10 protein-coding genes, 1 tRNA gene and 1 other RNA gene are annotated in these 13,169 nt (G+C 56.3%); 9 read left to right on the top strand and 3 right to left on the bottom strand.

The features are described from left to right. Window positions 1-92 precede the first annotated feature (92 nt). Window positions 93-755 carry an OmpA family lipoprotein gene (locus LG383_RS18010; protein ID WP_106995506.1) on the bottom strand — a complete coding sequence of 221 codons (663 nt, stop codon included), beginning with the start codon at window positions 753-755 and terminating at the stop codon, window positions 93-95. A 168-nt stretch (window positions 756-923) separates the two neighbouring features. Between LG383_RS18010 and LG383_RS18005 the strand changes: the two genes are divergently transcribed. Continuing rightward, window positions 924-3,251, top strand: a complete 2,328-nt coding sequence (locus LG383_RS18005; RefSeq protein WP_225759830.1) for a molybdopterin guanine dinucleotide-containing S/N-oxide reductase — start codon at window positions 924-926, stop codon at window positions 3,249-3,251. On the opposite strand, the gene LG383_RS18000 is transcribed toward LG383_RS18005, so the two are convergent. Continuing rightward, entirely contained in the window at window positions 3,214-3,660 is a 447-nt protein-coding gene (locus LG383_RS18000; protein WP_106995508.1) for an N-acetyltransferase, read from the bottom strand. The two genes, LG383_RS18005 and LG383_RS18000, sit on opposite strands and share 38 nt — an antisense overlap. Beyond that, window positions 3,638-4,219: a DNA-3-methyladenine glycosylase I gene (tag, locus tag LG383_RS17995; RefSeq protein ID WP_106995509.1), complete on the bottom strand. Its 582-nt coding sequence runs from the start codon at window positions 4,217-4,219 to the stop codon at window positions 3,638-3,640. Before tag ends, LG383_RS18000 begins: the two co-directional genes overlap by 23 nt. A 180-nt stretch (window positions 4,220-4,399) precedes the next feature. On the opposite strand from tag, the gene LG383_RS17990 reads away from it, so the two are divergent. The 8 genes from LG383_RS17990 (at window position 4,400) to dppC (ending at window position 13,163) form a co-directional block, all read left to right on the top strand. Beyond that, window positions 4,400-5,101: an autotransporter domain-containing protein gene (locus tag LG383_RS17990; RefSeq protein WP_106995510.1), complete on the top strand. Its 702-nt coding sequence runs from the start codon at window positions 4,400-4,402 to the stop codon at window positions 5,099-5,101. 205 nt (window positions 5,102-5,306) lie between these two features. Next, window positions 5,307-6,509, top strand: coding sequence for an MFS transporter (locus LG383_RS17985; protein ID WP_106995511.1), 1,203 nt, complete (start codon window positions 5,307-5,309; stop codon window positions 6,507-6,509). 265 nt (window positions 6,510-6,774) lie between these two features. Further along, a complete protein-coding gene (eptB, locus tag LG383_RS17980; protein WP_106995512.1) occupies window positions 6,775-8,466 on the top strand; it encodes a kdo(2)-lipid A phosphoethanolamine 7''-transferase in 1,692 nt (563 codons plus the stop codon). A 91-nt stretch (window positions 8,467-8,557) separates the two neighbouring features. Further along, window positions 8,558-8,634, top strand: a tRNA-Pro gene (locus tag LG383_RS17975). A gap of 34 nt (window positions 8,635-8,668) precedes the next feature. After that, window positions 8,669-8,800: non-coding RNA, RtT sRNA (locus LG383_RS17970), on the top strand. 646 nt (window positions 8,801-9,446) lie between these two features. After that, window positions 9,447-11,054, top strand: coding sequence for a dipeptide ABC transporter periplasmic-binding protein DppA (gene dppA, locus LG383_RS17965; protein WP_225759829.1), 1,608 nt, complete (start codon window positions 9,447-9,449; stop codon window positions 11,052-11,054). 177 nt (window positions 11,055-11,231) lie between these two features. Further along, entirely contained in the window at window positions 11,232-12,251 is a 1,020-nt protein-coding gene (gene dppB, locus LG383_RS17960) for a dipeptide ABC transporter permease DppB (RefSeq protein WP_106995515.1), read from the top strand. Between the two features lie 9 nt (window positions 12,252-12,260). After that, window positions 12,261-13,163 (top strand): dipeptide ABC transporter permease DppC, encoded by a 903-nt coding sequence (dppC, locus tag LG383_RS17955; protein WP_225759828.1) that lies wholly within the window; start codon window positions 12,261-12,263, stop codon window positions 13,161-13,163. The last annotated feature ends 6 nt before the right edge of the window (window positions 13,164-13,169 follow it).

The following is a 13,169-nucleotide window of genomic DNA, read 5'->3' as shown; positions in this document are numbered from 1 at the left end:
TTGTGCAGCCTGATGCCCTCACCCCGGCCCTCTCCCACGGGGAGAGGGTGCAAACACTAAAAACGGCAACCAGGTTGCCGTTTTGCTTTTACCTACTGGATCGGGCTAAGCGTGATCTCCACGCGGCGGTTCTGCGCTTTGCCTTCCGCCGTGCTGTTGCTGGCGATTGGATTGGCCGGGCCCATACCGCTGGTGCGAATGCGGTTTGCCGCGACGTTCTGGGTGATCAGGGCGCTGGCTACTGCGTCAGCACGCTGCTGGGAGAGACGCATGTTCAGATCCTGGCTACCGGTGCTGTCGGTATAGCCCAGCACGTTCACCGCGGTTTTTTCGTACTCTTTCAGCACCATCGCCACGCCGGTCAGGGTGTTGGCACCTTCTGGTTTCAGCGTCGCGCTGCTGCTGTCGAAGGTCACGTTGTTCGGCATGTTCAGAATGATGTTATCGCCGCTGCGGGTGACGCTCACGCCGGTACCTTTCATCTTGTCGCGCAGCTTCGCTTCCTGCACGTCCATGTAATAACCGGCCCCGCCGCCCAGCGCGGCGCCTGCTGCGGCACCAATCAGAGCGCCTTTGCCGCGATCTTTCTTCGAGGAGGAGAGTGCGCCAACGCCTGCGCCGACCAGGGAGCCGATGCCCGCGCCAATGCCCGATTTACCCGCTTCGCGTTCGCCGGTGTAAGGGTTGGTGGTGCAGCCTGAAACAACCAGTGCGCCGCTGACTACGGCGGCAATCATAAGTGCGCTTTTTTTCATCTTCTTTCCTTAAGCTTTTTTATTCTTTGCCACGACGGGCGTGGCGGTTGATTATGACGTGCAGTTACGGAGAAAATTCCGGGGATAACTCTTAAATTTGTGACGAATCATAAACAGCCTCAATGAAGGCTGAGAAAACCTGCAACCGGCAATCCAGGAGCACACGCTGTGACCACTTCTACAAAAACCATTCTGACGGCAGCCCACTGGGGGCCCATGCTGGTCGAAACCGACGGCGACACGGTGATCTCGTCCCGTGGCGCGTTGCCGACGCAGCACCCTAACTCTCTGCAAACCGCAGTGCGCGACCAGGTGCACAGCAAAACCCGCGTGCGCTGGCCGATGGTCCGTAAAGGCTTTCTGGCGTCGCCGGATAACCCACAGGGGGTGCGCGGGCAGGATGAGTTTGTGCGCGTCAGCTGGGATCAGGCGCTGGATCTTATCGACGCGCAGCATAAACGTATTCGTGAGAACTATGGTCCGTCGTCCATTTTTGCCGGGTCGTACGGCTGGCGCTCGAACGGTGTGCTGCACAAGGCCGCGACCCTGCTTCAGCGCTATATGAGCCTGGCGGGCGGCTACACCGGTCATCTGGGGGATTACTCCACCGGTGCGGCGCAGGCCATCATGCCCTATGTGGTGGGCGGCAACGAGGTGTACCAGCAGCAGACCAGCTGGCCGCTGGTGCTGGAGCACAGCGACGTGGTGGTGCTGTGGAGCGCCAACCCGCTCAATACCCTGAAAATTGCCTGGAACGCCAGCGATGAGCAGGGGATCCCGTACTTCGACGCGCTGCGTAAAAGCGGAAAGCGCCTGATCTGTATCGATCCGATGCGCTCCGAAACCATGGATTTCTTTGGCGAGAGCGCCGAGTGGATCGCCCCGCATATGGGGACCGATGTGGCAATGATGCTCGGCATCGCCCATACGCTGGTGGAGAACGGCTGGCAGGACGAGGAATTCCTCGCCCGCTGTACCAGCGGCTATGAAAAATTTGCCGATTACCTTCTCGGCGCGACCGACGGTATCGCCAAAACCGCCGAGTGGGCTGCCGACATCTGCGGCGTTCCGGCAGATAAAATCCGCGAACTGGCAGCGTTATTCCACAGTAACACCACCATGTTGATGTCCGGCTGGGGCATGCAGCGCCAGCAGTTTGGCGAGCAGAAACATTGGATGCTGGTCACTCTCGCGGCGATGCTCGGCCAGATCGGCACCCCGGGCGGCGGCTTTGGTCTTTCATACCACTTTGCCAACGGCGGGAACCCAACGCGGCGCGCGGCGGTACTGGCCTCAATGCAGGGGTCGGTCAAGGGCGGTACGGACGCGGTGGATAAATTCCCGGTCGCCCGGATTGTCGAGGCGCTGGAAAACCCGGGCGGCTTCTATCAGCACAACGGGCTGGATCGCCACTTCCCGGATATTCGCTTCGTCTGGTGGGCGGGTGGCGCCAACTTTACCCATCATCAGGACACTAACCGACTGATCCGCGCCTGGCAAAAGCCGGAGCTGGTGGTCATCTCCGAGTGCTTCTGGACCGCGGCGGCGAAGCATGCCGATATCGTGCTGCCGGCGACCACCTCGTTTGAACGTAATGACATGACCATGACCGGGGATTACAGCAACCAGCATATGGTGCCGATGAAGCGGGTCGTGGCACCACGGGATGAAGCGCGGGATGACCTGGAGGTATTTGCCGAGCTGAGCGAACGCTGGGAGCAGGGCGGGCGCGAGCGATTTACCGAGGGTAAAACCGATCTCGAGTGGCTGGAGACCTTCTACCAAATCGCCGGGCAGCGCGGCGCAGCACAGGGGGTGACGTTAGCGCCCTTTGCCGAGTTCTGGGAGGCCAATGCCATCGTTGAAATGCCGGAGTCCGAGGAGAACGCGACGTTCGTGCGCTTCGCCGATTTCCGTCGCGATCCCGCGAGCCATCCGCTGAAAACCGAGAGCGGCAAAATTGTGATCCACTCTGAGCGTATCGCCAGCTACAACTATGCCGACTGTCCGCCGCACCCGATGTGGCTGGAGCCGGACGAGTGGCATGGCAATGCCGAGCCGGAGCAGCTGCAGATCCTCTCTGCCCATCCGGCGCACCGTCTGCACAGCCAGCTGAACTACTCCTCCCTGCGTGAGCAGTACGCGGTGGCCGGGCGCGAGCCGGTGACGCTGCACCCGGATGACGCGAAGGCGCGCGGCATTGCCGATGGCGACGTGGTCCGCGTCTGGAATCATCGCGGCCAGGTGCTGGCCGGGGCGGTGGTCAGCGACGGCATTAAGCCTGGGGTGATCTGTATTCATCAGGGAGCATGGCCGGATCTGGATGGTGATAATGGCGGAATTTGTAAGAACGGGGCGGTCAACGTGCTGACCAAAGATCTCCCCAGCTCGAAGCTGGGGAACGGCTGTGCGGGGAATACCGCGCTGGCATGGCTGGAAAAATATCAGGGGCCGACGCTTACGCTAACGGCGTTTGATCCGCCTGCCAGCTCATAAGCCAGGTCGGGTGTTGGGTATCTTCCTGCCAGGCGCTGTCTTCAATCCGAAAGCCCTGAGCATGGTAGAAATTCACCGCCCGGCTGTTCTTCTGGTAAACCTCCAGACTTAATGACGGGTAGCGCTGCTGCACATGGTGGATCAGCGCATGCCCGATCCCCTGTCCGGCATACGCCGGGTCGACAAACAGCGCGCCGACATAGACTGACTGCATGACGCTGATGAAGCCCCGAAGCTGACCGTCCTCTTCCCACACCCAGGTCTCTGCCGACGGGAGGTAGACCTCTCGCACGACCGCCTCGCTCTCCTGCCAGTACTGCGCGTCGATAAACGGATGGGCGACGGTGGTGCTTTCAAGCCAGAGAGCCAGCAGAGGTTCGAGCTCCTCATTGAGCCATTTGCGGATCATGTTGACCTCCGGGATGACAGTGGCAGACGGTGACGTGATCGTTGACCAGCCCGCAGGCCTGCATAAAGGAGTAACAGATGGTGGTGCCGACGAACTTAAAGCCGCGCTTTTTCAGCGCCTTCGACAGTGCGTCTGAGGCGGGCGTGGAGGTGGGGATCTCTGCCAGCGTCGCCGCCCGGGTCACCTGCGGGGTGTTATCGACAAAAGACCAGACGAAATCGGTAAAGCGCTCGCCGTGCTCTTCCATCGCCAGATAAGCCCGGGCGTTGCCGATAATGGCTTCGATTTTGCCGCGATGGCGAATAATGCCCGCATCCAGCACTAACCTGTCGACATCCTCAGGGGTCATCCCGGCGACCAGAACCGGGTCGAACTGATGAAAGGCCTGGCGATAGTTCTCCCGCTTTTTAAGCACGGTGATCCAGGATAATCCGGCCTGCTGACCCTCAAGGCAGATCATCTCAAACAAATTCTTTCCGTCAGTTTCCGGCACGCCCCACTCTTTATCGTGATAGGCGATGTAGAGCGGATCCTGGCTAACCCAGCCACAACGTTGCATCGGTTCTCTCCCTTATTGCTCATGAAATCGCAAAAATTTCAATCGACCCGGCTTGACGTGTCACCTAAAGAGACAATAGTTAATACAGGCTGATACGCAACATTCTTCATGTCGCCGCGTAGCCTTACTATAAACAATCACAAATATCGCCGAATTCGGCTCTTCTCTGGAGTCGCTTTGATGATTATAAAAAAAATAAGTGGCCGCCATGCCCCGGGCCTGGTGAGTTTCTTAGCCTGTCTGCTGACAGGCAACACAGCAAATGCCTGGCAACAGGAATATATCGTTTCGGATACAAAAAGTAATACCACTGAGCGTTATACATGGGACGACGATCACCAACCGCGTTATGAGGACATTCTCAAAGAGCGGATCCTCTCTTCGCAGAATACGCCTGGTCTGGCGCTGAATTTGCCCGATTCGTCCCCGACGGATGCGACCAGTTCAATGAGCGTGGGGTGGAGTATTCCCGTTGCCCGCCGTTTCACCACCGGACCGGTTGCCGCCTGGCATTACGACGGCTCCACGCCCAATATGGTTAACGAGTTTGGCGACAGCGTGAATACCCAATCGCTGACCGACCCGCTATGGCATGCCAGCGTCAGCACCCTGGGCTGGCGCGTCGATACCCGACTGGGGGATGTGCGGCCGTGGGCGCAAATCAGCTATAACCAGCAGTTCGGTGATAATCAGTGGAAGATGCAGTCCGGCCTGGGGCGGCTGGCACCCTCGACGCAGTACGGCAACTGGATGGATGTCACCGTCGGGGCGGATATGCTGCTCAACCCGTACATGGCGGCCTATGCTTCAATGTCGCAGGCCGAAAACATGACCACCGGAGAAGATTATCTCTATACCCTCGGCGTCAGCGCGAGGTTCTGAATTCAGTGCATGAATGACCTGGTCGGCACCGGGAGTTCGCTTATCCGGGGCAGGTTCAGACGATAGTCCAGGTCATTCATTCCTGATTTCTGGCATTTCATTCCGTCCCGTCTGCATTTCATGCCGTTTTACCCCTGCTCATGTAGGGTTTTGGTTATCGTTGTCAGCAGTGAACTTCCCTTTTTTCTGCTGCAGGACAACTGCCATGAATACCTCAACGTATAACCGCACCCGCTGGCTAACCCTTATCGGCACCATCGTGACCCAGTTTGCTCTGGGTTCAGTCTATACCTGGAGCCTGTTTAACAGCGCCCTCTCCGATAAACTCAATGCTCCGGTCAGCCAGGTGGCCTTCTCCTTTGGCCTGCTGAGCCTGGGTCTGGCCCTCTCATCCTCTATCGCCGGTAAATTACAGGAACGCTTCGGCGTAAAACGCGTCACCATGGCCTCCGGGATTTTGCTGGGGGTCGGCTTCTTCCTGACCGCCCACTCCAGCAACCTGATGATGCTGTGGCTGAGCGCCGGGGTGCTGGTGGGGCTGGCAGATGGCGCAGGCTACCTGTTAACGCTGTCCAACTGTGTGAAGTGGTTCCCGGAGCGTAAAGGGTTGATCTCCGCCTTCGCCATTGGTTCTTATGGTCTCGGCAGCCTGGGCTTCAAATTCATCGACAGCCATCTGCTGGCTACCGTCGGCCTGGAAAAGACCTTCATGATCTGGGGCGCTATCGTGCTGGTGATGATCCTGTTCGGGGCGACGCTGATGAAAGATGCCCCGCAGCAGGAAGTAAAATCCGTTAACGGCGTAGTGGAGAACGACTTCACTCTGGCCCAGTCCATGCGTAAACCGCAGTACTGGATGCTGGCGGTGATGTTCCTGACCGCCTGCATGAGTGGCCTGTATGTAATTGGTGTAGCGAAAGATATCGCCCAGGGGATGGTGAAGCTGGATGCCGCAACCGCGGCCAACGCGGTCACCATTATCTCCATCGCTAACCTCTCTGGCCGCCTGGTGCTGGGGATCCTCTCCGATAAAATCGCCCGTATCCGCGTGATCACGATAGGCCAGGTCGTATCGCTGGTGGGGATGGCGGCCCTGTTATTCGCCCCGCTCAATGAAGTGACCTTCTTTGCCGCCATCGCCTGCGTGGCATTTAACTTCGGCGGCACCATTACCGTATTCCCGTCGCTGGTGAGTGAATTCTTCGGTCTGAATAACCTGGCGAAAAACTACGGTGTTATTTATTTAGGCTTTGGTATCGGCAGTATTTGCGGTTCGCTTATTGCTTCGCTGTTCGGCGGCTTTTATGTCACCTTCTGCGTTATATTTGCCCTGCTGATCCTCTCCCTGGCGCTTTCCACCACTATTCGCCAGCCGCAGCGCGAAATATTTAACGAAGCGCATGCCTGATTAAAACTCACCCTAAAGGCCGGATATTCCGGCCTTTTTTGTTTCTGCAATAGGTAAAGAGCAGGCCGCAGGTATGTCATCGGACTTGTTTTTTTGTAAATATTTGCAGGGATCACATTCTCTGCTGCCACTTTTTCTTTTCCCTGTGGTCTACTTACCGCGCTTAAAGACGTTTTCGATAACGGTCCCCTGAGCAATGAATTATCCTGTTCACTTTTTGACCAAAAGTGAAACGGTTCTATTTACCTTTCTCCAGGTTGCATTAATGAAATATATCAAAGCGATGACGCAACAAAAGCTCAGTTTTTTGCTCGCGTTGTACATCGGTCTGTTTATGAATGGCGCGGTTTTTTTCCGTCGGTTTGATGGTTATGCGCAAGACTTTACCGCCTGGAAAGGAATCGCTGCGGTCGTCGAACTGGTTGCCACGGTGCTGGTTACCTTCTTTCTGCTGCGTTTGCTGTCGCTGTTTGGACGGCGGATCTGGCGCGTACTCGCCACGCTGGTGGTGTTGTGCTCGGCCGGTGCCAGCTATTACATGACCTTTATGAACGTGGTGATTGGCTACGGCATTATTGCCTCGGTGATGACCACGGATATCGACCTCTCGAAAGAGGTGGTCGGTTTGCACTTTATTCTCTGGCTGGTTTGCGTCAGCATTCTGCCTCTGCTGCTTATCTGGAACAACCGCTGCCGCTATACCTTATTGCGCCAGCTGCGTACGCCAGGGCAGCGCATCCGCAGCGCCGCGGTAGTGGTGCTGGCAGGATTAATGGTCTGGGGGCCAATTCGCCTGCTCGACCTGCAACAGAAAAACGTTGAGCGTACCTCCGGCGTGGATATGCCGAGCTACGGCGGCGTGGTGGCGAACTCCTATCTGCCGTCCAACTGGATCTCCGCGCTGGGGTTATATGCCTGGGCGCAAGTGGATGAGTCCTCCGATAATAAATCGCTGATGAACCCGGCGAAGAAATTCACCTATCAGGCACCGACGGATATCGACGATACCTACGTGGTGTTCATTATTGGTGAAACCACGCGCTGGGATCATATGGGCATGCTGGGCTATGAGCGGGATACTACGCCGAAGCTGGCGCAGGAGAAAAACCTCGTCGCCTTCCGCGGCTATTCCTGCGATACCGCCACCAAGCTCTCGTTGCGCTGCATGTTTGTGCGTGAGGGTGGGGCGAGCGATAACCCACAGCGGACGCTGAAAGAGCAGAACGTCTTCTCGGTACTGCGTCAGCTCGGCTTTAGCTCCGACCTCTACGCGATGCAGAGCGAGATGTGGTTCTACAGCAACACCATGGCCAACAACATCGCCTACCGCGAGCAGATTGGCGCCGAGCCGCGTAACCGCGGTAAGAGCGTGGACGATATGCTGCTGATCGATGAGATGCAGCGCTCCCTGCAGGGCAACCAGAACGGTAAGCACATGATCATCCTGCATACCAAAGGGTCGCACTTTAACTACACCCAGCGTTATCCGCGCAGCTTTGCCAAATGGACGCCGGAATGTAAGGGCGTGGATAAAGACTGTACCAAAGCGCAGCTGATCAACTCTTATGACAACTCGGTGACCTACGTGGATCACTTTATCGACAGCGTGATTGACCAGGTGCGCGATAAGAAGGCGATTGTCTTCTACGCCGCCGACCATGGTGAGTCGATTAACGAGAAAGAGCACCTGCACGGTACACCGCGCAAGATGGCACCGCCGGAGCAGTTCCGCGTGCCGATGATGGTGTGGATGTCTGACAAATATCTGGAGAACCCGGATAAAGCTAAAATGTTCGCTCACCTGAAAGAGCAGGCGGATATGAAAGTGGCGCGTCGTCATGTGGAGTTGTACGACACTATTCTCGGTTGCCTCGGTTACACCTCGCCAGACGGCGGGATTAACGAGAATAACAACTGGTGTAAAGTGCCGGACGGTGCTGCAAAAGCCGCAAAGTAACAGGTCTGGCGACTTTATAGCCGATTGAAAGGCTTTTGCAAAATAAGGGATTGACGGAGATGGGGCGTAGCAGTAAGATGCGCTCCGCAAACGGCGAGTAGCGCAGCTTGGTAGCGCAACTGGTTTGGGACCAGTGGGTCGGAGGTTCGAATCCTCTCTCGCCGACCACATTCGAAAACCCCGCTCTAAGAGCGGGGTTTTTTGCATCTGAAGGTTATGAGGATGAGAACCTCCGGGGCAGGAGGTTCGACCCGAGCGAAGCGAGAGAACGTTGCTTCAGCAACGGCCCGCAGGGCGAGTCACGAAGTGACGAGTCATCCTCTCTCGCCGACCACATTCGAAACCCCTGCTCTTAGAGCAGGGGTTTTTTGCATTTATCGTCCGCCGAAATTAATTCCCCGCAAGACTTACTTCTCTTAACTCACCAAAATACGCCTTACCTCTGTTTAGCCCTGCCTGCTAACGTTTTTGTGACATATTCCATTGTATTTTTTTATCTTTGGATTGATCTTTTTTCGCGTTGCTTATGGATAACCTCAGCATTTTCCCCTGTGCGTTTTAACGTTCATGGCATTTAGTGCGCAGATAATCGCCATTCCGTAAGAAAATTTACCCCGGTTGAATAAATGTTAATCACTGGTTGTAGCAGATTGCGTAGAGAGTTGTGCTGCATCATGGCGGGTAGCATAAATTTCCCTGCTGAAAATACGCTCCGGTAGTTTTTTTAATCTTTGTTTGCCAATTCTCACACTTAGCGTAAATCCCCGTCACCTGTATTGACGTTTTCACATTCTGTTGACAGATTGTAGGGCACGAGGGGCACTTCAGGGAGGATCTGCGCTGCAACTCAGTCGCTCTTCTGAAAGGAATCTCCATCCCTTATAACGCCTCAGGGCAACACCGACCGGACCGGGTAAAAAATAAATTAAAGGTCAGGCGGAGTAACACAACAAAAAACATCACATTGGAGCAGAATAACAATGAGTATTTCCTTGAAGAAGTCAGGGATGCTGAAGCTTGGTCTGAGCCTGGTGGCTATGACCGTCGCAGCAGGCGTACAGGCAAAAACCCTGGTCTACTGTTCTGAAGGCTCGCCGGAAGGCTTTAACCCACAGCTCTTTACTTCTGGTACGACGTACGACGCCAGCTCTGTACCAATCTATAACCGTCTGGTTGAATTCAAAATCGGTACCACGGAAGTTATTCCGGGTCTGGCTGAGAAATGGGAAGTCAGCGAAGACGGTAAAACCTATACCTTCCACCTGCGTCAGGGCGTGAAGTGGCAGGACAGCAAAGATTTCAAACCGACGCGTGAGCTGAATGCCGACGACGTGGTGTTCTCCTTCGACCGTCAGAAAAATGCCCAGAACCCGTATCACAAAGTTTCTGGTGGCAGCTATGAGTACTTCGAAGGGATGGGTCTGCCAGACCTGATCAGCGAAATCAAAAAAGTGGACGACAACACCGTTCAGTTCGTCCTGAGCCGTCCGGAAGCGCCATTCCTGGCTGACCTGGCCATGGACTTCGCCTCTATTCTGTCAAAAGAATATGCCGACAACATGCTGAAAGCCGGTACGCCGGAGAAAGTGGATCTGAACCCAATCGGTACCGGTCCATTCCAGATGCAGCAGTACCAGAAAGACTCCCGTATTCTGTACAAAGCGTTCGAAGGTTACTGGGGCACCAAGCCGCAGATCGACCGTCTGGTCTTCTCCATCACGCCTGATGCCTCCGTGCGTTACGCCAAACTGCAGAAGAACGAGTGCCAGGTGATGCCGTACCCGAACCCGGCTGATATCGCGCGCATGAAGCAGGACAAGAACATCACCCTGCACGAGCAGGCGGGCCTGAACGTCGGCTATCTCTCCTTCAACACCGAGAAGAAACCGTTTGATGACGTGAAAGTGCGTCAGGCGCTGACTTACGCGGTGAACAAAGAAGCGATCATCAAGGCCGTTTATCAGGGCGCTGGCGTTGCCGCGAAGAACCTGATCCCACCAACCATGTGGGGCTACAACGACGACGTTAAGGATTACACCTATGACGTTGAGAAAGCGAAAGCACTGCTGAAAGAAGCGGGCCAGGATAAAGGCTTTACCGTTGAGCTGTGGGCGATGCCGGTACAGCGTCCATACAACCCGAACGCGCGCCGTATGGCTGAGATGGTTCAGGCTGACTGGGCGAAGATTGGCGTTCAGGCCAAGATCGTGACCTATGAGTGGGGCGAGTACCTGAAGCGTGCTAAAGCAGGTGAGCACCAAGCAGTGATGATGGGCTGGACCGGCGACAATGGGGATCCAGACAACTTCTTCGCGACCCTGTTCAGCTGTGATGCAGCCAAACAAGGCTCTAACTACTCTCGCTGGTGCTACAAGCCGTTTGAAGATCTGATTCAGCCGGCACGTGCCACTGACGACCACAACAAGCGTATCGAACTGTACAAACAGGCTCAGGTTGTGATGCATGACCAGGCGCCAGCGCTGATCGTGGCTCACTCCACCGTGTACGAACCAGTGCGTAAAGAAGTTAAAGGCTATGTGGTTGATCCACTGGGCAAACACCACTTCGAAAACGTTTCTGTTGAATAATTAAAAGCAATGCCAGGCGGCGCTGCGCTTGCACTGGCCTACGGTATGTAGGCCGGGTAAGCGTAGCGTCACCCGGCAGCAGTGCTTTATTCCCTCTCTGAAAGGGGAGGGAATAAGATTTGTGAGCAATACAGACGTCACGCCTCCAGGCGTACGTCATTAGAGAGAATCCGGGTTATGTTGCAGTTCATCCTCCGACGTCTGGGACTTGTTATCCCCACGTTTATCGGTATCACCCTTCTCACCTTTGCCTTCGTCCATATGATCCCCGGTGACCCGGTAATGATTATGGCGGGCGAGCGTGGAATTTCTCCTGAACGTCATGCACAACTGTTGGCTGAACTGGGGCTGGACAAGCCTATGTGGCAGCAGTATCTCCACTATATCTGGGGCGTGCTGCATGGTGATTTGGGTATGTCGCTGAAAAGCCGTCTGCCGGTGTGGGAAGAGTTCGTTCCGCGCTTTCAGGCTACGCTTGAGCTTGGCGTCTGCGCCATGATTTTTGCCGTCGCCGTGGGTATTCCGGTGGGCGTGCTGGCTGCGGTGAAACGTGGCTCTATCTTTGACCACACGGCCGTTGGCCTGGCGCTGACCGGCTACTCCATGCCTATCTTCTGGTGGGGCATGATGCTGATTATGCTGGTGTCGGTGCAGTGGAACCTGACCCCCGTCTCGGGACGCGTCAGCGACATGGTCTTCCTCGACGATTCCAACCCGCTGACCGGCTTTATGCTGATCGACACGGCCATCTGGGGCGAAGAGGGCAACTTTATCGATGCGCTGGCGCACATGATCCTCCCGGCCATGGTGCTCGGGACGATCCCACTGGCGGTTATCGTGCGTATGACCCGTTCGTCAATGCTGGAAGTGCTGGGCGAGGATTACATCCGTACCGCCCGTGCCAAAGGTCTGACCCGCATGCGGGTGATCATCGTCCATGCCCTGCGTAACGCCATGCTCCCGGTAGTAACCGTTATCGGGCTGCAGGTGGGGACGTTGCTGGCAGGGGCGATCCTGACCGAAACCATCTTCTCCTGGCCGGGTCTGGGACGCTGGCTGATTGACGCGCTGCAACGCCGTGATTATCCGGTGGTGCAGGGCGGTGTACTGCTGGTGGCGACGATGATTATCCTCGTCAACCTGCTGGTCGATTTGCTGTACGGCGTGGTGAACCCGCGTATTCGTCATAAGAAGTAAGGGGCCATCATGTCACACGTTTCTGAAAATAAAGTGGTCGCTGCACCGGTGCCAATGACGCCGCTGCAGGAGTTCTGGCACTACTTCAAACGCAACAAAGGCGCAGTCGTCGGGCTGGCGTATGTTGTCATCATGATCTTGATCGCGGTGTTCGCGAACTTTCTTGCGCCGTACAACCCGGCGGAGCAGTTCCGTGATGCGCTGCTTGCGCCACCTGCATGGCGGGACGGCGGTACCCTGTCGCATTTGCTGGGTACAGACGATGTAGGCCGCGATGTGCTGTCTCGTCTGATGTACGGCGCGCGTCTGTCGCTGCTGGTCGGCTGTCTGGTGGTGGTACTGTCGCTGATCATGGGCGTGGTGCTCGGTCTGGTGGCGGGCTACTTCGGCGGTCTGGTTGATAACATCATTATGCGTGTTGTCGACATCATGCTGGCGCTGCCAAGCCTGCTGCTGGCTTTGGTGCTGGTGGCGGTCTTTGGGCCATCCATCGGCAACGCCGCCCTGGCCCTGACGTTTGTTGCGCTGCCGCACTATGTGCGCTTAACCCGTGCGGCCGTACTGGTCGAGGTTAACCGCGACTATGTGACCGCTTCCCGCGTAGCGGGTGCGGGGGCAATGCGTCAGATGTTCGTCAACATTCTTCCAAACTGCCTTGCGCCGCTGATTGTTCAGGCGTCGCTCGGTTTCTCTAACGCCATTCTCGATATGGCTGCTCTTGGCTTCCTTGGCATGGGTGCGCAACCGCCAACACCGGAGTGGGGCACCATGCTCTCCGACGTGTTGCAGTTCGCGCAGAGCGCCTGGTGGGTCGTGACCTTCCCGGGTCTGGCGATCCTGCTGACGGTGCTGGCATTTAACCTGATGGGTGATGGTCTGCGTGATGCACTTGATCCCAAACTGAAGCAGTAAGAGGCA

Origin of the sequence: Leclercia sp. Marseille-Q4284 (assembly GCF_916618945.1) — a bacterium.
Classification (GTDB): Bacteria; Pseudomonadota; Gammaproteobacteria; order Enterobacterales; family Enterobacteriaceae; genus Enterobacter; species Enterobacter tamurae.
This window is presented reverse-complemented; position numbering and strand designations above follow the sequence as displayed.

Excerpts from the sequence above, each read along its gene's own strand:
- dppA (WP_225759829.1), top strand. The coding sequence starts at position 9,447 with ATGAGTATTTCCTTGAAGAAGTCAGGGATGCTGAAGCTTGGTCTGAGC.
- eptB (WP_106995512.1), top strand. The coding sequence starts at position 6,775 with ATGAAATATATCAAAGCGATGACGCAACAAAAGCTCAGTTTTTTGCTC.
- LG383_RS18000 (WP_106995508.1), bottom strand. The coding sequence starts at position 3,660 with ATGATCCGCAAATGGCTCAATGAGGAGCTCGAACCTCTGCTGGCTCTC.
- LG383_RS18010 (WP_106995506.1), bottom strand. The coding sequence starts at position 755 with ATGAAAAAAAGCGCACTTATGATTGCCGCCGTAGTCAGCGGCGCACTG.
- LG383_RS17985 (WP_106995511.1), top strand. The coding sequence starts at position 5,307 with ATGAATACCTCAACGTATAACCGCACCCGCTGGCTAACCCTTATCGGC.
- dppB (WP_106995515.1), top strand. The coding sequence starts at position 11,232 with ATGTTGCAGTTCATCCTCCGACGTCTGGGACTTGTTATCCCCACGTTT.
- dppC (WP_225759828.1), top strand. The coding sequence starts at position 12,261 with ATGTCACACGTTTCTGAAAATAAAGTGGTCGCTGCACCGGTGCCAATG.
- tag (WP_106995509.1), bottom strand. The coding sequence starts at position 4,219 with ATGCAACGTTGTGGCTGGGTTAGCCAGGATCCGCTCTACATCGCCTAT.
- LG383_RS17990 (WP_106995510.1), top strand. The coding sequence starts at position 4,400 with ATGATTATAAAAAAAATAAGTGGCCGCCATGCCCCGGGCCTGGTGAGT.